Raw genomic sequence first — 17,490 nt, forward strand, 5'->3', positions numbered from 1 at the left:
GCCAGACAGTGACCTTGCCCAGCAGCAGGAACAGCGGCCCGTACGGCGACGGCGTCTCCTTCTCCCTCACCGGCGATCAGGTTCGACGCCGGGACGCGCACGTTCTCGAAGACGATCTCCGCGTGGCCGCCGTGCGCGTAGTCCTGGTAGCCGAACACGTGCATCGCGCGCTTGACGGTGATGCCGGGGGTGTCGCGCGGCACGAGGATCTGCGACTGCTGGCGGTGCCGGTCGGCGTCCGGGTCGGTCTTGCCCATCACGATGAAGATGGCGCAGTTGGGGTTCATGGCGCCCGACGACCACCACTTGCGGCCGTTGATGACGTAGTCGTCGCCGTCGCGTTCGATCCGGGTCGCGATGTTCGTGGCGTCCGAGGAGGCGACGTCGGGTTCGGTCATGCAGAACGCCGAGCGGATCTCGCCGTCGAGCAACGGCTGCAGCCACTGCTTCTTCTGCTCGTCGGTGCCGAACATCGTCAGCACCTCCATGTTGCCGGTGTCCGGCGCGGCGCAGTTGAGCGCCTCCGGGGCGAGGTGCGGGCTGCGGCCGGTGATCTCGGCGAGCGGCGCGTACTGCAGGTTCGTCAGGCCGTCGCTGTGCTCGGGGTGGAAGAGGTTCCACAGGCCCTGCTTGCGTGCCTCGGTCTTGAGGGAATCGAGGATCGGCTGGCGTTCCCACGGGTCGGCGGCGTCGTGCAGCTGCTGCTCCAGGACGGCCTCGGCCGGGTAGACGTGGGAGTCCATGAAGGCGAGCAGCTTCGAGCGCAGTTCCTCGGTCTTGGCGTCGTAGGCGAAGTCCATGTCAGAGCTCCTTGTGGGCGGCGGCGAGTCCCTGCCGAACGAGGGGGACGGTGAACGCGCCGAGCTTCTCGAAGCCGGCGCCGACGGTCTTGCCGCTGGCGAAGCGGAAGTGGATGCCCTCGACGATCACGGCGAGCTTGAAGTAGCCGAAGGCGATGTACCAGCCGAGACCGGAGGTGTCGAGGCCGGTGCGGGTGGTGTAGCGGGCGACGAGCTCGTCGGCGGACAGGAAGCCGGGCATCGACGGGACGCTGCCGGTGATCGGGTCGTTGTCCACACCGAGGCCCTGCCAGTAGACGTAGAGCAGGCCGAGGTCGGCGAGCGGGTCGCCCAGGGTCGCCATCTCCCAGTCCAGGACGGCGCTGATCTTCAGCGGCGACTCGGTGACCAGGGCGTTGTCGAGGCGGTAGTCGCCGTGGATGATCGCCACGCGCTTCGAGTCGGGGACGGTGTCGGCGAGTTTGGCGCGCAGTTCGTCGATGCCGGGCAGGTCGCGGCTGCGGGAGGCGTCGAGCTGCTTGCCCCAGCGCTTCACCTGCCGGGCGAGGAACCCCTCCGGGCGCCCGAAGTCGCCGAGACCGACCTCGTCGGGGTCGACGGAGTGCAGGTCGGCGAGCACGTCGACGAGCTTGCGCGAGAGCACGGTGGCTCTCTCGGAGTTGAGCCACGGGCACTGCTTGCGCTCGCGCAGTGCCACGCCGGGCATCTCCGACATGAGGTAGAACGGCGCGCCGATCACGGAGGTGTCCTCGACGAGCTGGTGCGCGTGCGGCACCGGCACGTTCGTGGACTCCAGGGCGGAGATCACCCGGAACTCGCGGGCCATGTCGTGCGCGGTCGCCAGCACGTGGCCGAGCGGGGGCCTGCGCAGGACCCAGCGCTGGGTGCCGTCGGTGACGCGGTAGGTGAGGTTGGAGCGGCCGCCGGGGAACAGCTCGCCGGTCAGCGGTCCCGTGCCCAGGTGGGTGGCGAGCGCCCCGAGGTCGAGGCCGGGAAGTTCGGTCACAGGTTCACTCCGAGGGTGGCGAGGGTGGCGCGGGTGTCGTCGGCGGTGGTGTGGCGGAACGCGTGCATGCCGACGGCCTGGGCGGCTTCGACGTTGACGGGCGCGTCGTCGAAGAAGACGGCGCGCTCGGCAGAAACGCCGATCCGGTCGAGGGTGTGGCGGTAGATCTGCTCGTCGGGCTTGCGCATGCCGATCCGGCCGCTGATCACGACGGTGTCGAACAGCTCGATCAGCAGGTCCTTCGGGTAGCCCTCGCCCCAGCTGTTGGACAGCAACGCGGTGTGCAGGCCCGAAGCGCGGGCCTTGCGGACGAGCTCGACCATCGCCGGGTCCGGGGCGGCACCGCCGAACATGCGCTTGAGCAGCCCGTTCTCGTCGATGGCCGCACCGGTGGTGGTGATCAGCTCGGCGGCGAGGAGCCGTTCGAACTCGGGCACGGTCAGCTCGCCGGTCTCCAGCCGGAAGACCGGGTTGTCCGGGAGCGCGTCGCGGCCCAGCCACTCGCGCATGATGCGACCGTAGACCTCGCGGTCGATGGCCTCGGCGTGCAGCCAGGCGCCGACGAACTCGGGCACGGAGACGGTCAGGACCCCGCCCCAGTCGAAAACGAGCGCGTCGACGAGCGGCTGTTGCGGAAGTGTCGTGTCACCCACGAGTCGGAGGGTACCGACCGGTCGGTATGTCGGCAACAGCGGAGGCGGAACATCGACTTTCGTTGACCGGCACAACTGCCTTTAAGCGGTTTGCGGCGTGCCCGGACCTCGATACGTTCGAACCCGAAGGGGGTCGAACAACTCATGGCAAGGATTCTGACGGTGGCCGCGGCCGCCGCGATGGCGTTCGCCGTCGTCCAGGTCCCGGCAGCGAGCGCCCAGAGCGACGGCCGGGTCGTCCAGACCGACAAGGGTGCTGTGTCCGGAACGGTGACCAGCACGTACCGCACTTTCGGCAACATCCCGTTCGCCGCTGCGCCGATCGGCGAGAACCGGTGGCGCGACCCGTTGCCCGCGCCGGCGTGGCAGGGCGTGCGGGACGCGACCAGGCCGAGCCCGAGGTGCGCGCAGTCCGCGGGGCTCGGCGAGCCCGTCTCGGACACCGAGGACTGTCTCTACCTCAACGTCACCACGCCCGCGAAGAACCCGCGCAAGCCCCGCCCGGTGATGGTGTGGATCCACGGTGGCGGGTTCACCAGTGGCAGCGCTTCGAGCTATCCCGCGCAGTCGCTGGCGACGAAGAACGACGCCGTCGTGGTGACGGTGAACTACCGGCTCGGGGTGTTCGGGTTCTTCGGCTATCCCGGGCTGCCCGGTTCGGGCGCATTCGGCATCGCCGACCAGCAGGCCGCCCTGAAATGGGTGCAGCGCAACGCGAGGGCGTTCGGCGGTGACGCCCGCAACGTGACGATCTTCGGCGAGTCCGCGGGCGGGCTGAGCGTGTGCGCGCAGCTCGCGTCGCCGGGTTCGGCGGGGTTGTTCGCCAAGGCGATCATCCAGTCCGGTGCCTGCGGGGTCACCGGCGCGCAACCGGGGCAGACGTTCTGGAGGCACCGTGCGGACGTGGAGAAGCTCGGCACCGCGCAGCCGCTGGGCTGCCAGGACGTGGCGTGCCTGCGGGGTCTGCCGGTGTCGAAGCTGCTCGACGTGCACGCCGTGTTCGCGAACCCGGCGTTCGACACGCGGGTGCTGCCGATCGACCCGGTGGTCGCGCAGAACACCGGCCGGATGCACCGGGTGCCGGTGATGGTCGGCTCGACGCACGACGAGGCGACGTTGTTCGTCGGCTTGATCTTCCCGGCGGTGGTTCCGGAGACCACCTATCGGGCGCAGGTCGCGGGCCTGCTCGGGGAGGCCGACGCGGACAAGATCGTCGCCCGCTACCCGGTGAACGGCGACGGCGACGCCCGCGACGAGCTCGCGACGGTGCTCACGGACAACTCGTTCGGGTGCGCGTCGCACGACACGCGCCGGCAGCTCGGACGCCACCAGCGGGTGTCGGGCTACGAGTTCGCGGACGCCGACGTGCCGATGATCTTCCCGGACATGCCTTCGCTGCCTGGCGGCTACAAGGCGTACCACGCCTCGGAGCTGCCGTTGCTGTTCGACTTCGGCATTCCGCTGACGCCGGGTCAGCGGAAGCTGTCGGACTACATGATCGCGGCGTGGGGCAGGTTCGCCCGCACCGGCGACCCCGGCTGGCGGGCCGAGGTGCAGTCGCTGGCCGCGGGTCAGGTGCGGCCGGCCGACTTCGCGAAGGACCACAAGTGCGATTTCTGGGGGCAACTGTGAGGAAGATGCTGACCGCGGTGCTCGCCGCGGCGATGGCGTTCTCGGTCGTGGGTACCGCGGCCGCGCAGGACGACGGGTCCGTGGTGCGCACGGACAAGGGCCTGGTCTCGGGAACGGTGACCAGTACGTACCGGACGTACGGGAACATCCCGTTCGCCGCTGCGCCGGTCGGCGAGAACCGGTGGCGCGATCCGCAGCCCGCGCAGGCGTGGCAGGGCGTGCGCGACGCGACGAAGTCCTCGCCCGTGTGTGCGCAGAACTCGCAGCTGGGCGCACCGCCGTCACAGGTCGAGGACTGCCTCTACCTGAACGTCGTCACGCCGGCGAAGGACTCGCACAAGCCGCGTCCGGTGATGGTGTGGATCCACGGCGGCGGGTTCACGGCGGGGTCGGCGTCGCAGTACGACGCGCGGCGGCTCGCGACGAAGAACGACGTCGTCGTGGTGACGGTGAACTACCGGCTGGGCGCGTTCGGGTTCTTCGGCTATCCCGGTCTGCCGGGCTCCGGCGCCTTCGGTCTCGCGGACCAGCAGGCGGCGTTGAAGTGGGTGCGGCGCAACGCCCGCGCGTTCGGCGGGGACACCCGCAACGTCACGGTGTTCGGCGAGTCGGCCGGCGGGCTGAGCGTCTGCGCGCAGCTCGCGTCACCGCGCGCGGCGGGATTGTTCGCGAAGGCGATCATCCAGTCGGGTCCGTGCGGGCTGACCTTCCCCGGTGCGAAGCCCGGCGAGTTCCCGGGCATCTGGAAGCCGCGGGCGGACGTGGAGAAGCTCGGAGCGGCCCAGTCCCTGGGGTGCGCGGATCTCGCGTGCCTGCGCAGCCTGCCGGTCGACAAGCTGCTGACGGTGCACGAGCAGTTCGGCTCCCCCGCGTTCGACACCGCGGTGCTGCCGATCGACCCGGCCCTGGCCCAGCGGACCGGTCGGATGAACCACGTGCCGACGATGGTCGGGTCGACGCACGACGAGATGACGTTGTTCGCGCCGTTGATCTTCCCGCAGGTGGTGCCGGAGGCCGGCTACCGCGCCTTCGTGGCCGGGTTGTTCGCGGAGAAGGACGTCGACAAGATCGTGGCTCAGTACCCGGTCAACGGCAACGACGACGCGCGGGACGAGGTGGCGCGGATCCTGACCGACAAGTCGTGGTCGTGCACCACGCAGGTGGCGCGCAAGGAGCTGGGCCGGCACCAGCGGGTGTCCGGCTACGAGTTCGCGGACCAGGACGCGCCGGTGATCTTCCCGTTGCCGCCGTTCCCGGACTACAAGGCGTTCCACGCCTCCGAGCTGATGTACCTGTTCGACATGAACGCGCCCCTGGACGCGAAGCAGCGGGAGCTGTCGGACTACATGATCGCGGCGTGGGGACGGTTCGCGCGGACCGGCGATCCGGGGTGGCGTTCGGAGGTGCGGTCGCTGGCACCCGGAGCAATCGGGGGCACTGATTTCGCCCTCGATCACAAGTGCGCGTTCTGGTCGTCCATCCTGTAGCGCATGCCCGGCTACCGCGAGCTCGCCCGCGACGGTGAGTTCCGCGCCCTGTTCGTGGCGCATCTGGTGTCGGTGGCCGGAGACCAGTTCGCGCGGGTCGCGCTGACGGTGCACGTCTACAACCGCACCGCCAGCGCGGGCCTGACCGCGCTGACCTACGCGCTGACGTTTCTGCCGGACCTGGTCGGCGGGCCCCTGCTCTCGGGGCTCGCCGACCGGTTCGCGCGCAGAGAAGTGATGGTGGCCGCCGACCTCGTCCGGGCGGCCCTGCTGCTGGTGATGGCCGTGCCGCTGATGCCCCTGTGGGCGTTGGCGGCACTGCTGGTCCTGGTGCAGTTCGCGGGAGCGCCGCACGGGGCGGCGCGGGCGGCGTTGCTGCCGCAGATCCTGCCCGACGAGCGGTATCCGCAGGGTCAGGCCGTGCTGAGCACGGTGACGCAGGTGGCGCAGGTCGCCGGGTTCCTGACCGGCGGGGCGCTGGTGGCGTTGCTGGGGCCCGGGCTGGTGCTGGTGGCGGACGCGGGAACGTTCGGGGTGTCGGCGTTGCTGGTGGGCGTGTTCCTGCTGGACCGGCCCGCGCCGAGGCGGCCGCGCGTGTCGGCGTGGCCTGCCGACCTGGTCGGCGGTGCCCGGCTGGTGTGGGGCGAGCGCAGGTTGCGGGCGCTGGTCGCGCTCGCCTGCGTCTCGGGCTTCTACATCGTCGGTGAGGCGCTGGCCGTGCCGTACGCCGCACAGGTGGGGGCCGGGCCGGCCGGGGTGGGGTCGATCTTCGCCGCCTACGCCGCGGGAACGGCAGTGGGCATGCTGCTCGTCGCGCACCTCAATGCGCGCACACAGCTGCGGGTCATGCCGTGGCTGGCCATCGCCGCGTGTGCTGTTCTTGTCCCGGCCGCGCTGCGGCCAGGTCTCGTCGTCAGTGTGGGGTTGTTCGCGCTGTCCGGTGCGGCCAGTGCCTATCACCTGGTCGCGAACACGACGTTCGTGCGCGCGGTACCGGACTTCTCGCGCGGGCAGGCGTACGGCCTCGCTGTCACCGCGTTGCGGGTCTCCCAGGGCGTTGGCGTCGCCCTGGCCGGTCTGGCCGCGGAAACCGTCGCGGTGCACCGGGTCGTCGCCGCCGCCGGAGCACTGGGTGTGCTCGCGGCGGGCGGTGCGGCGATCCTGTGGTGGGTCAGCGGGTCTCGCTCGAACGCCAGTCGTTCGGGCGCGCCCAGTCGTTCGGACGGCACCAGTCGTTGGGACGGACCGGACGCGGGGAAGAGGTACGGACGATCATGACTGCTCCTATGGGTGTTCGTTGCGCGGGTATGAACGGACTATCAGGGGTGCATTCTGTGAGGACTACTCACGGTGAGGTCCCCCACATGGAGCCACGACTTGGCGTTACCCGGTAGCTACAGTTGTTTGTTCCTGACGGTGGTGTGGGGGTGGCAGCGTGCCTTGGCTCGACCCGCGCCGATGGAGGTTATGGTCGCTTCCTCCTGTGGTGCTGGCCTACGTGTTGACGGTGGACGTTTCGGCGACCCTCGTCACGCTCGCCACCGCATGGCGTACCCCTGCCGAGGCCTTCGTCTGGCCGCTGTTCGTGCTGCTCGCCGGCGGTGCGGTACTGCACCTCGAAGCCGCGCAGGGGATCGAACGGATCCGCGAAATCTCACGCGAGGGGTCGCCACACGCCCACATGCAGTCGGTGTGGCTGTTCGCGGGCGTGCTCGTACTGCCGATGCCACTGCTGGTAGCGCTGATCACCATCAGCTACCTGCACGCCTGGCTCCGGGTCTACAAGCGGCGGGCGGTCCTGTTCCGCAAGGTGTTCTCCGCCGCCACTGTCGTACTCGCGTGTGCCGCGGCGCAACTGGTTCTGGGATTCTTCTCGAACCGGCCCCTTGACGTTGACGGCCCGATCGCGCTGCTCGCACTGGCGCTCGCGGGACTCACCTACTGGCTGGTGAACTACGCGCTCGTGGTCGGCGCGATCATCATGACCAACCGCGAACAGCCCGCCCGCGCCGCGCTCGGCAACGCCTCCGACCAACTCATCATCCTCGCCTCGATCGGGCTGGGCTCGGTGCTGGCGATCCTGATGACCGACCGGCCGTGGCTCGCGCCGATGCTGCTGCTGACCGTGCTGGCCCTGCACATGGGCCTGCTGCTGCCCCAGTTCCGGGTCGCCGCACGCACCGACTCCAAGACGGGCCTGGTCGACGCCACGTTCTGGCACGACGTCGCGGGCCGCGAGATCGAACGAGCCCGCCGCCTGGTCTCGACCGTCGGCGTGCTGATCCTGGACCTCGACCACTTCAAGCAGATCAACGACACCTACGGCCACCTCGCAGGCGACCGCGTACTGCGCGCCGTAGCGGACGCGCTGAAGCACTCCGTCCGCTCGTACGACCTCGTGGGCAGGTTCGGCGGCGAGGAGTTCGCCGTGCTGCTGCCCGGCGTCAGCACCGACGAGGTCCGCGCCACCGCCGAACGCATCCGGCTCGAGATCGCGAGCCTGCACATGGTCGTGGTCGACCGCCTGGGCCGTGACGAGGTGGTCAACGGCCTGACCGCCTCGGTGGGCGCGGCGGTGTTCCCGGACGCCGCGACCGAGCTCAGCCCGCTGCTGCTGGCCGCGGACGAAGCGCTCTATCAGGCGAAGAACAACGGCCGCGACCGCGTCGCGACCGCACGGGCCTTCTGAGGCTCAGACCAGCCGCGGCACGACGCGGGCTCGCGTGGCCTGGGCCGCGGCCCTAGCGGTCGAGGAACGCCGCGAGCTGCCCGGACACCGTGTCCGGGTTCTCCACCCACGGATAGTGACCCACGCCCTCGTGCACGTACATCGCGACGTCGGGGAACAGCTCCGCGAGCTCGGCGCAGCGGCGGACCGGCGAGATCGGGTCCTCAGTGCACGCGTAGACCAGCACCGGGTGGTCGAAGTCCGTCAGCGCCCGGCGCAGAATCCCCGGCACGAACGCGCCCTCGGCGTTGTAACCCAGCGCCACGTGGTACTTCCACTGGCCCAGCTCGGCGTTCGCGTGGGCCTGGGCGCGGTCGTCCCAGCGGGCGTAGAGCAACGGGGACGCGGCGACGCGGTTCTCCACCGAGTCGTCACCGGCGGCGTTGCGAGCCAGCGCCGCCGTGGCGCCCTCGAACCACGGCTCGTTCACGCGGGCGGCCAGGAACGTGTCCCAGTCGCTCTGCTCCGGCGACAGGCCGACACTGCGCAGCGCCGGGGTGAGCAGCAGGAGCTTGCCGACGTGCTCCGGAAAGTTCGCCGCGTACCCCATCGCGATCCCGGCGCCCGCGGAGTGACCCAGCACGTCCACCACGTCCAAGCCGAGGTGGCGGCGCAGCATCTCCACGTCGCGCACCAGCATGTCCCGCCGGTAGGTGAACGGATCCGCCGGTTCGTCCGACTCGCCCGTACCGCGGTTGTCCAGGATGACCAACCGGCGGTGCGCGTCCAACCCGCCGAGAGTCCCGAGGTACTCCGAGGCCCTGCCCGGGCCGCCCGCGAGCACCAGCAGCGGGGCGCCCTCGCCGGTTTCCCGGTAGGCGAGTTCGGTGCCGTCGAACGAGGTGAACCGTGCCATGCTGCACATCATGCCGAAGATCGCCACGGCCGACGTCGTCGACCGGCCGCAGCTGCTCGAGTTCCTCCGCTCCCGCCACCACGGCGTCCTGATCACCCGCCGCTCCTCCACCGACGGAGTGCAGGTCTCCCCCGTCTCGTGCGGGGTCGACTCGAACGGCCGGATCGTGATCGCCACGTACCCGCAGCGCGCGAAGGTCCGCAACGCCCGCCGCAACCCGAACGTCACGATGTGCGTGCTCTCCGACGACTGGGACGGTCCGTACGTGCAGATCGACGGCACCGCCGAGATCCTCGACCTGCCCGAGGCACTGGACGACTTCGTCGAGTACTACCGCTGCATCGCAGGCGAGCACCCCGACTGGGACGAGTACCGGGCCGCGATGCTCCGGCAGGGCAAGTCGCTCATCCGCGTCACGATCGACTCCTGGGGGCCCATCGCCACCGGAGGGTTCCCGCCCGAGCTGGACGCCTGACCCGCCGATGAAGCTCTGGATGAAGATCGTCCTCTGGGTCTACGTCGCGTTCAACCTGCTGCAGGCCGCCGTGCTCACGTTCTCCCCGGAACTGACCGACCGCGCCTACCTCGGCGGCGAGATGACCCCGACCCGCGCGTTCCAGTGGTACAGCGTCGCCGGCTACCACGTGCTGATCATCGCCGTGACGATCGTGGCGATGGGCCTGCGGCGGGCAGCCGACCGCCGCAAGCTCATCGTCATCAACGCGCTGATGTACCTGTTCTGGGACGCCGGGTCACAGCTCGCCTACTGGGGCCGCGAGATCGGCATGGCCACCTCGGACCTGCTGATCAACACCGGCGTCAGCATCGCCACCGGGCTGATCCTGCTCGCCGTGGCGTGGTTCGACCGCGAACCGGCTAGCTAGCCCAGTTCCCGCCCCAGCCCTTCGGGTTCTCCAGCAGCACACAGGCTCCACCGTGCGGGCCTTCGACCGACGCGACGAGCCCGGTTGGCACGGTCGTGGGCTCCAGCAGCACACGACCGTCCAACTCGGACACTCGCGCACACGCCTGTGCGAGATCGTCCACCGCGAAGTACACCTGCCAGCCCTGCGACCGCGCCGTCGTCAACCGGCCCGCCACCGGACGGGGATCACCGTGCCGCGACGACGTGTACAGCACGAAGTCATCCGTACCCGGCTTGATCTGCCAGCCGAGCTCACCCGCCCAGAACTCGTCCTCAGGCGCCTCGGTCATGAGCTCCACCCAGCACGGCTCACCGTGCCGGGGCTGCGGCGCCCACGGGCCGTGCAACACCCTGCCACTGTCCACAGAGGAATTCGCCTTCAGCTCACGCGGCTCGTCACCACCGAAGAAGACACGCCAACCTTCTTGCCCCGCAACAACTTGAGCCGCAAGTCTGTCACCGACCCAACCCGTGAACGATCCGCCCGGCTCCGCTATCACCGCCCAACCGAGAACCGCGGCGAAGAAGTCCACCGTTTTCTCAGGCTCGGCAACGCTCAACTCAAGACGACGCAGACCGCAAGAAGACACGAGCATCCCATCAGGCGGGGATCAGGAGCGGGCACCATCCTCTGCTCCGACCACCCGAGACGACAATGCGCCATTCGGCGGCATGCGCTCCGCGTTCACCACGTCACGCAACGGCACCGGCCTGCCGAGGTGGAAACCCTGCCCCACCCGCACACCGAGCTTCTTCAGAGCCTCCACCTGGGACGGTCGCTCCACCCACTCGGCCACCGCGGACAGCCCCAGCCCGTTCGCGATCTGCACGATCCCGGACACGAGCACCGCGTCGGCGTCATTGGTCTCGATGCCCTTCACGAACTCACCGTCGATCTTGATACCCGTGATCGGCAGGTGCTTCAGGTGCACGAACGACCCGAACCCACTGCCGAAGTCGTCCAGCGTGATCCGGCAGCCGAAGCTGCGCAGCTGGGTCGCGAGCGTCACGGCAGCGTCCAAATTGGTCACCGCGGCCGTCTCCGTGATCTCCAAGCCGAGCCGGCCAGGCGCGACGCCCGCCTTGCTGAGCTTGTCGAGCACGAAGTCACCGAACTCCGGGTCCTCCAGCGTGCGGCCGGAGACGTTGACGTTGAACCGCAACCGCGAGTCCGGTTCCGCCACCAGCGCGTCGATCGCCGTCGAGAGAACCCAGCGGTCCACGTCGAGGATCAGGTTCGACCGCTCGGCCACCGGCAGGAAGTCCGCCGGGCCGAGATACGGCTCCTGCTGGTCCTCCAGGCGCAGCAGCAGTTCGTGGCCGAGAACCTTGCCCGAGTGCAGCTCGACCATCGGCATGCCGTAGAGCGCGAGACCGTTGCCGGCCAGCGCCGCTCTCAGGCGGTCCAGCACGCTCACCCGCTTCACGGTGTCCGCGTAGTGGTTCGGCTCGTACACCGTCACCCGGTCACGGCCCGCCGCCTTGGAGGCGTACAACGCCAGGTCGGCGTTCGCCAGCACCAGCTCCCAGGAGTCACCAGGACCGAACTCCGCCAAGCCCGTGCTCACCGTGATCCGCGCCGGCGTGCCGATGCCCGCCAGCGGGAAACCCGCCACCGCCGCCTTGAGGTTGTCGGCCACCTCGGAGGCGTCCTTCAGGGACGCGCCCGGCAGCACCACCGCGAACTCGTCACCGCCCAGGCGGGCGATCAACCGGTCCCCGAGCCGCGACTGCAGCGCGCTCGCCAGCATCCGCATGACCCGGTCGCCCACCGCGTGGCCGCGCAGGTCGTTGACGTCCTTGAAGTTGTCCAGGTCCAGGACGAGCAGCGCGCCCGACCCGTTGTTCGCGAGCTCCTTCTCCAGCGCCCGCGTGAGGGCGCGGCGGTTCGGCAGACCGGTCAACGGGTCCTGTTCGGCCATCCTCACGAGCTCGTCGTGCACCCGCGAGGACTGGGTGACGTCGTGAGCGGTGCCCAGAGCCCTGAGTGGAGCGCCGTCGTCACTCATCACCACCTCGCCGAAGCACTCGAAGACGCGTTCCGCGCCATCGGGCCTCAGCATCCGGTGCGTGTACGTGAAGACACTGCCGGTCTTGAGCGCCGTGTCGAGCGTTTCCTCGATCATCGGCAGGTCGTCCGGGTGCACCAGCCGCGAGTACAGCTCGAAGTCGAACGCCGTCCCCGGCGAGAACCCGAACATCTCCAGCAGAGTGTCCGACCAGGTCACGCGATCGTCCGAGATGGACCACTCCCACGTGCCCATCCGCCCCAGCGCCTGAGCCCTGCGCAGCGCGTCGGCCTCCTGCGTCACCGTGAGCTCGCGGTCCCGCCACGCCGACACGTCCACGACCTCGTACATCAGGTCGTCACCGAGCTTCGAACACCGCACTTCCAGCCACTTCGGACCAGGCGCCAGCACCTCCCTGGCGGGCGCCGGCACCTCCGGCACCCCGGGCAGCAGCGCCGGCAACGACCGTCCATAAGCCTGCTCGACCGGAACACCGAGCACAGCGCCCAGCGCGCGGTTGCACCACAACAGGTTCCCGCGCGCGTCCGTCACGGCATAGCCGACATCCGCCCGGTCCAGCACCGTGCGGGTATACGAGGTCACGCGCGTCATGATCGTCCGATCACCGGACGTAAGCAACCCGCTACGCCGGTCAGTTCGCTATTTTGCGAACGGCTTTCAGCGAAGCCGCTCCAAACCCTTCGCCGACTCCACCAGCTCGGCGGCCAGCTTCCGCAGCTCCTCGTTCTCAGCCCCGTCCTGCGCCGCCGTCACCACGTCCTCGGCGGCACACCGCAACTGGAACAACCGGTCCTGCAGATCAGCCAGCTCAGCGGTGGACAGTACTACGGCGTCCTCAGGCAGCCCGCCCCGCTGCAACGCCGCTCGCCGCTCGTACGCGCGCTGGCGGCACGGCTGAGCGCAGTACCTGCGCGGGCGGCCGATTCGTCCACTCCCCGGCAACCGCCTCCCGCACCACGCACAGTGCCTGGGCTCATCCGCCTCCATGGAGCGCTCCATGGCGCGCGACGGTAGCGAATGCCGGTGGGTCCTCTCCAGCGACGCGCCAGAAAGCACGACCTTCGTAGGGAACCGGACAGCACCGGTTCGGCGATTGGTGTTGGTTTCAGAAAGGGTTCCGGTGTGTTGTGGCGAATTCGCGTGAACGGGCCTGTTGACGTCCGCCGCCGAGGGCTTGCTTTGAAGGGGTGTGCGCTGACGCGACGCTCCTCGGCTTTGTCCGAAGCCTCCTCGATCTTTGCCCTTCTCACCCCTGGCCTCTTTTGCTCTGTTGTGGTTCGGATGGTCGGGCTGGGGACATCTGGGCCGACAGGCCTGGTTTCAGGCAACACTGAAGAAATAGAGAGGAAGAAGAAAGTGTCTCGCCACCCACTGTCCACCCCGGAGCCACCGCGACCAGGCAGACTCGGGTTCGTGACCCACCCGTACCTCGCAGGCCCGCACCCCAGGGCGTTCGCTCACCGCGGCTGGCACGTCGACGACCTCAGCGGCATGGAGAACTCGCTGAGCTCGTTCCGGCGGGCCGTCACCGAGGGATACCGGTACATCGAGACCGATGTGCACGCCACGAGCGACGGAGAGGTCGTGGTGCACCACGACCACACGCTCGACCGGACCACGGACGGCGAAGGAAAGGTCTCGGAGCTGCCGTGGACCGAGGTGCGGATGGCGCGGGTCGGCGGGAGGGAGCCGATCGCGCGGCTGGCAGACGTGCTGGAAGAGCTGCCCGACACGTTCTTCAACATCGACGTGAAGAGCGAGAACGCGGTCGAGCCGATCCTGAACCTGTTGCGCAAGGCCAAGTCGTTGCACCGGGTGTGCCTGGCGAGCTTCTCGGACAACCGGCTGGCACGGCTGCGGCGCAAGGGTGGGCCAGAGCTGCTGACGTCGATGGGTCCGCGCAGTGCCGGAGCGCTGTGGGCGGCCGGGCGGATTCCGTTCGCCGGGATGGCGGTGCGCGGGCAGGTGGCGCAGGTGCCGGTCAGCCAGGGGCGGCTCACGGTGGTGGACAAGAGGTTCGTGCAGGCGGCGCACCGCAGGGACCTCGAAGTGCACGTGTGGACGATCGACGACGCAGACGACATGCGCGCGTTGCTGGATCTTGGCGTCGACGGGCTGGTGACCGACCGGCCGGACGTGTTGAGAGAAGTACTCCGCTCGCGCGGCACCTGGTAACAGGTTGGGCAGTCGATCATCGGCCGCGTCGGCGGACAAGTACAGTCCGCCGACATGAAGGTCAAGGGCGACGACGCCGCCGACGCCAGCAAGACCGAGCGACGTCGCGAACAGCGCGGCTGGGTCTGGTACGACGTGGCGAACTCCGTGTTCCCCACGTCGGTTGTCACTGTTTTCTTCTCGCTGTACCTGACGAGCATCGCGACGAACGCCGCCAAGGCCGACAGCGCGCTCAACGGTGCGAATCCCTGTGCGAACGACAGCGCGTTCGACCACTGCGACGTCACGTTCCTCGGAACGCAGTTCCCCGCCGGATCCCTCTGGGGCTACCTGCTCTCGGTGGCGACCGTCATCCAGGTCCTCGTGCTGCCGGTCATGGGCGCCATCGCCGACCGCACGCAGAACAAGAAGAAGATGCTCGCCGCCTTCGCCTTCACCGGGTCCGCGGCCACCATCGCCCTCGCGACCGTGTCCGGCACCAACTGGACGCTCGGCGTGCTCTTCTTCATCATCGCCAACATCGGCTACGGCGCCAGCGTCGTCGTCTACTACGCCTTCCTGCCCGAGATCGCGACACCCGACGAACGCGACGCGCTGTCCAGCCGCGGCTGGGCGTTCGGATACCTCGGTGGCGGTGTGGCACTGGCGATCCAGCTCGCCATCACGTTGTCCGCGGACTCCCTCGGCATCACGTCCGCCGACGCCGCGCGCATCGCGTTCGTCATCTCCGGTGTGTGGTGGGCGGGCTTCACGTTCATCCCGCTGACCCGCCTCACCGAGCACCAGCGGCCGCACGGCAACGAACACGGCGGCTCGGTCGTCTCCGCGGGCTTCAAGGAGCTCGGCACGACCCTCAAGCAGGCCAAGGCCTTCCCGCTCACGCTCGCGTTCCTCGGCACGTACCTGATCTACACCGACGGCATCGCGACCGTGGCGAACGTGTCGGCGCAGTACGGCAGCGTCGAGCTGAAGTTCGAGCAGCAGACGCTGATCACGGTGATCCTGATCGTCCAGTTCGTCGCGTTCATCGGCGGCGTGCTGCACGGCTTCGTGGCCAAGCGGATCGGCGCGAAGAAGACGATCCTCGGCTCGCTCGTGGTGTGGATCGTCGTGATCACCGCGGCGTTCTTCGTCAAGGCCGGCGACGAGATGCAGTTCTACCTCGTCGCGGCCGGCATCGGCATCGTGCTCGGTGGTACGAACGCCTTGTCCCGCAGCGTGTTCAGCCAGATGGTGCCGCCCGGCCGCGAGGCGCAGTACTTCTCGCTCTACGAGGTCGGCGAGCGCTCCACCAGCTGGCTCGGCCCGCTGGTGTTCGCCGGGGTCGGCCAGGCCACCGGCAGCCTGCGGCCCGCCATCCTCGCCCTGATCATCTTCTTCGTCGCCGGCTTCATCCTGCTGATCTTCGTGCCCGTCCGCAGGGCCATCAAGGCAGTCGGGAACGCAGAGCCGACGCTCGTCTGACCGGTGCGGCGGCGCTGACCAGCAGCAGCGCCGCCGCCACCACGGCGTACTTCTGGTATTCCGGCGGCGCGGGCACGTACGTGATCGCGGCCGATCCTCCGAACGCCACCGCGAACACCGACAACGCCCGTCCCAAGACCGCGTCGTCGCGCACGTAGGCGTAGATCCGCAGGCTCAGCACCGCGACCGCCAGCACGAGCACACCGCTGCCCATGACCACGATGTCGGCCAGGCCCAGCACCACGGCCGCACCGGCCCACCACACCAGCGGCCGCACGGGCGGCGTGGGCGCGTCCTTGTGGAAACCCAGGCACAGGCACACCAGCGTCAGGATCGACGGCACGTGCCACAGCACCGACCAGACGGTCGGCTGGACCTGGAAGAACTGCGTCAGCCACACCGCCACCGTCAGCCCGTAGGCCACCTTCGCCCACGTCCGCTGCCCCCTCAGCAGCAACACGAACGCCACCACCGGCAAGAAGTGGCTCAGCATCACCCACGGCGGCGGCTGCGGCGGGAACTCCGGCATCGAGCGCACGAGGATCTCGCTGCGCACCGACAGAGCGATGTAGGTGAAGCTCAGCAGCAACCCGAGCACACCCAGCCACCGCACCACCCCACCGAGCCGCAACGCCCCCACCGGCGCGCTGACCGCCGCGAACCGCGTCCGCACGGCCAGCCCCAGCATCGCGAACGTCTCGCCCCAGCCCGGCCAGCTGTGCTCCAGATCCAGCTCGTCCGTGCGCTCGATCAGGAACAGCCCGACCATCTCCTCCTCGCGGTCCTCCCGGTACCACGCCGGCAGCACCTTGAGCAGCAACCGATACCGGCGCTCCAGGTTGGTGGTCATGACAGCCGCGCTTTCCGGACCGGCGCGAGCGCACTGAGCACCAGCAGCACCACGATCGGCAGCGCCAGCACCAGCACCTCTCCCCCGGCCAGCAGGAACGCCAGCGGCGCCAGCTGCAGCACCGCGAACAACGACAACGCCCGCCCCAGCACGAAGTCACCGCGCACGAACGCGACCACGCGCACGACCACCGTGACCAGTGCGACCACGACCAGCCCCAGTCCGGACGCGAACCCGCCGAGCACACCGGCCAGCAACGCTCCCCCGCCCCACCACAGCAACCTCCTGGCCGGCGGCGTCGGCGCCTCCCGGTGGAAACCCAGGCACAGACACGCGAACGTAACCAGGGACGGCAGCTGGAACGCGCTCCACATCAGCAGGTACCGGTACTCCCCCAGCGACGCCACAGCCAGCAGCACGGGAGCGAACGCCGCGACCTTCGCCAGCGTGCGCCTCCCGCCGAGCAGGGCCGCGAACGCCACGATCGGTCCGGCTTCCAGCAGCCGCCACCAGCTGATCTCCGGCGCCCACGCGGGATTGCCGTACGCGACGGCGAGCTGCGTGATCGCCGCTCCGGCGAAGAACATGCCGAGCAGCAGCCCGATCATCCCCAGCGCCCGCACGATCTCGCCGCGCCACACGACCCTGGCCGGCACGTCCGTCAACGCCGCGCCGGCCGCCAGGTGGGTGCGCACGGCGAGGCCGAACATGGCCGCGGTTTCCCCCCACCCCGGCCAGCCGTGCTCCAGGTCCACTTCGTCGGTGCGGCCGGCCAGGAACAGGCCGGCCATCTCCTCCTCGCGGTCCCGCCGGTACCACTCCGGCAGGACCCTCAGCAGGACCTCGTGGACCAGAACGGGCAACACCACGGACCCGGTGCACGC

At 69.4% G+C, this 17,490-nt stretch carries 16 protein-coding genes and 1 pseudogene; 8 read left to right on the forward strand and 9 right to left on the reverse strand.

The features are described 5' to 3' along the window. From ABZX92_RS39320 to ABZX92_RS39330, 3 genes are all read right to left on the reverse strand, one after another. Window positions 1-800: acyl-CoA dehydrogenase family protein (locus tag ABZX92_RS39320; protein ID WP_355570563.1), on the reverse strand; the 800-nt coding region annotated here is incomplete at its 3' end. Between the two features lies 1 nt (window position 801). Beyond that, window positions 802-1,806 (reverse strand): phosphotransferase family protein, encoded by a 1,005-nt coding sequence (locus ABZX92_RS39325; RefSeq protein WP_355570564.1) that lies wholly within the window; start codon window positions 1,804-1,806, stop codon window positions 802-804. Then, entirely contained in the window at window positions 1,803-2,459 is a 657-nt protein-coding gene (locus ABZX92_RS39330; protein ID WP_355570565.1) for an HAD family phosphatase, read from the reverse strand. The genes ABZX92_RS39325 and ABZX92_RS39330 overlap by 4 nt, the downstream gene beginning before the upstream one ends. 144 nt (window positions 2,460-2,603) lie before the next feature. Between ABZX92_RS39330 and ABZX92_RS39335 the strand changes: the two genes are divergently transcribed. The 4 genes from ABZX92_RS39335 to ABZX92_RS39350 all read left to right on the forward strand — a co-directional run bounded on the left by ABZX92_RS39335 (window position 2,604) and on the right by ABZX92_RS39350 (window position 8,267). After that, complete coding sequence (locus ABZX92_RS39335; protein ID WP_355570566.1) at window positions 2,604-4,091, forward strand: carboxylesterase family protein; 1,488 nt, start codon at window positions 2,604-2,606, stop codon at window positions 4,089-4,091. A 5-nt stretch (window positions 4,092-4,096) separates the two neighbouring features. Further along, a complete protein-coding gene (locus ABZX92_RS39340) occupies window positions 4,097-5,578 on the forward strand; it encodes a carboxylesterase family protein (RefSeq protein ID WP_355570576.1) in 1,482 nt (493 codons plus the stop codon). A gap of 3 nt (window positions 5,579-5,581) precedes the next feature. After that, the gene (locus tag ABZX92_RS39345) at window positions 5,582-6,856 is read left to right on the forward strand and encodes an MFS transporter (RefSeq protein WP_355570567.1); all 1,275 of its coding nucleotides are present in this window, start codon (window positions 5,582-5,584) and stop codon (window positions 6,854-6,856) included. 208 nt (window positions 6,857-7,064) lie between these two features. Then, window positions 7,065-8,267 carry a GGDEF domain-containing protein gene (locus ABZX92_RS39350; RefSeq protein WP_355570568.1) on the forward strand — a complete coding sequence of 401 codons (1,203 nt, stop codon included), beginning with the start codon at window positions 7,065-7,067 and terminating at the stop codon, window positions 8,265-8,267. A gap of 52 nt (window positions 8,268-8,319) precedes the next feature. Here ABZX92_RS39350 and ABZX92_RS39355 read toward each other — a convergent pair whose 3' ends face one another. After that, window positions 8,320-9,162, reverse strand: a complete 843-nt coding sequence (locus ABZX92_RS39355) for an alpha/beta hydrolase (protein ID WP_355570569.1) — start codon at window positions 9,160-9,162, stop codon at window positions 8,320-8,322. A 10-nt stretch (window positions 9,163-9,172) separates the two neighbouring features. On the opposite strand from ABZX92_RS39355, the gene ABZX92_RS39360 reads away from it, so the two are divergent. Beyond that, entirely contained in the window at window positions 9,173-9,637 is a 465-nt protein-coding gene (locus ABZX92_RS39360) for a PPOX class F420-dependent oxidoreductase (RefSeq protein WP_355570577.1), read from the forward strand. 19 nt (window positions 9,638-9,656) lie between these two features. Further along, window positions 9,657-10,046 carry a hypothetical protein gene (locus ABZX92_RS39365; protein ID WP_355570570.1) on the forward strand — a complete coding sequence of 130 codons (390 nt, stop codon included), beginning with the start codon at window positions 9,657-9,659 and terminating at the stop codon, window positions 10,044-10,046. Here the strand turns inward: ABZX92_RS39365 and ABZX92_RS39370 are convergent. The 3 genes from ABZX92_RS39370 to ABZX92_RS39380 form a co-directional block, all read right to left on the reverse strand. After that, window positions 10,039-10,683 (reverse strand): VOC family protein, encoded by a 645-nt coding sequence (locus tag ABZX92_RS39370; RefSeq protein ID WP_355570571.1) that lies wholly within the window; start codon window positions 10,681-10,683, stop codon window positions 10,039-10,041. The genes ABZX92_RS39365 and ABZX92_RS39370 overlap by 8 nt on opposite strands. Before the next feature lie 15 nt (window positions 10,684-10,698). Then, a complete protein-coding gene (locus ABZX92_RS39375; protein WP_355570572.1) occupies window positions 10,699-12,699 on the reverse strand; it encodes an EAL domain-containing protein in 2,001 nt (666 codons plus the stop codon). Window positions 12,700-12,774: 75 nt separating this feature from the next. Next, a complete protein-coding gene (locus ABZX92_RS39380) occupies window positions 12,775-13,116 on the reverse strand; it encodes a hypothetical protein (RefSeq protein ID WP_030475304.1) in 342 nt (113 codons plus the stop codon). Window positions 13,117-13,530: 414 nt separating this feature from the next. On the opposite strand from ABZX92_RS39380, the gene ABZX92_RS39385 reads away from it, so the two are divergent. Both ABZX92_RS39385 and ABZX92_RS39390 read left to right on the forward strand, forming a co-directional pair. Further along, window positions 13,531-14,292, forward strand: coding sequence for a glycerophosphodiester phosphodiesterase (locus ABZX92_RS39385; protein WP_355570573.1), 762 nt, complete (start codon window positions 13,531-13,533; stop codon window positions 14,290-14,292). A gap of 54 nt (window positions 14,293-14,346) precedes the next feature. Then, a complete protein-coding gene (locus tag ABZX92_RS39390) occupies window positions 14,347-15,756 on the forward strand; it encodes an MFS transporter (RefSeq protein WP_355570574.1) in 1,410 nt (469 codons plus the stop codon). Here the strand turns inward: ABZX92_RS39390 and ABZX92_RS39395 are convergent. Beyond that, a complete protein-coding gene (locus tag ABZX92_RS39395) occupies window positions 15,719-16,606 on the reverse strand; it encodes a hypothetical protein (protein ID WP_355570575.1) in 888 nt (295 codons plus the stop codon). The genes ABZX92_RS39390 and ABZX92_RS39395 overlap by 38 nt on opposite strands. Next, a pseudogene (locus ABZX92_RS39400) lies at window positions 16,603-17,490 on the reverse strand (hypothetical protein); the annotation flags it as partial. The gene ABZX92_RS39395 and the pseudogene ABZX92_RS39400, both read right to left, overlap by 4 nt.

The sequence above is a fragment of the Lentzea sp. NPDC006480 genome (assembly GCF_040611995.1).
Classification (GTDB): Bacteria; Actinomycetota; Actinomycetes; order Mycobacteriales; family Pseudonocardiaceae; genus Lentzea.

Bases quoted from the DNA above. Each gene is read 5' to 3' on its own strand.
- ABZX92_RS39335 (WP_355570566.1), top strand. From the start codon at position 2,604: ATGGCAAGGATTCTGACGGTGGCCGCGGCCGCCGCGATGGCGTTCGCC.
- ABZX92_RS39340 (WP_355570576.1), top strand. From the start codon at position 4,097: ATGCTGACCGCGGTGCTCGCCGCGGCGATGGCGTTCTCGGTCGTGGGT.
- ABZX92_RS39370 (WP_355570571.1), bottom strand. From the start codon at position 10,683: ATGCTCGTGTCTTCTTGCGGTCTGCGTCGTCTTGAGTTGAGCGTTGCC.
- ABZX92_RS39365 (WP_355570570.1), top strand. From the start codon at position 9,657: ATGAAGATCGTCCTCTGGGTCTACGTCGCGTTCAACCTGCTGCAGGCC.
- ABZX92_RS39390 (WP_355570574.1), top strand. From the start codon at position 14,347: ATGAAGGTCAAGGGCGACGACGCCGCCGACGCCAGCAAGACCGAGCGA.
- ABZX92_RS39395 (WP_355570575.1), bottom strand. From the start codon at position 16,606: ATGACCACCAACCTGGAGCGCCGGTATCGGTTGCTGCTCAAGGTGCTG.
- ABZX92_RS39345 (WP_355570567.1), top strand. From the start codon at position 5,582: ATGCCCGGCTACCGCGAGCTCGCCCGCGACGGTGAGTTCCGCGCCCTG.
- ABZX92_RS39355 (WP_355570569.1), bottom strand. From the start codon at position 9,162: ATGGCACGGTTCACCTCGTTCGACGGCACCGAACTCGCCTACCGGGAA.
- ABZX92_RS39360 (WP_355570577.1), top strand. From the start codon at position 9,173: ATGCCGAAGATCGCCACGGCCGACGTCGTCGACCGGCCGCAGCTGCTC.
- ABZX92_RS39380 (WP_030475304.1), bottom strand. From the start codon at position 13,116: ATGGAGCGCTCCATGGAGGCGGATGAGCCCAGGCACTGTGCGTGGTGC.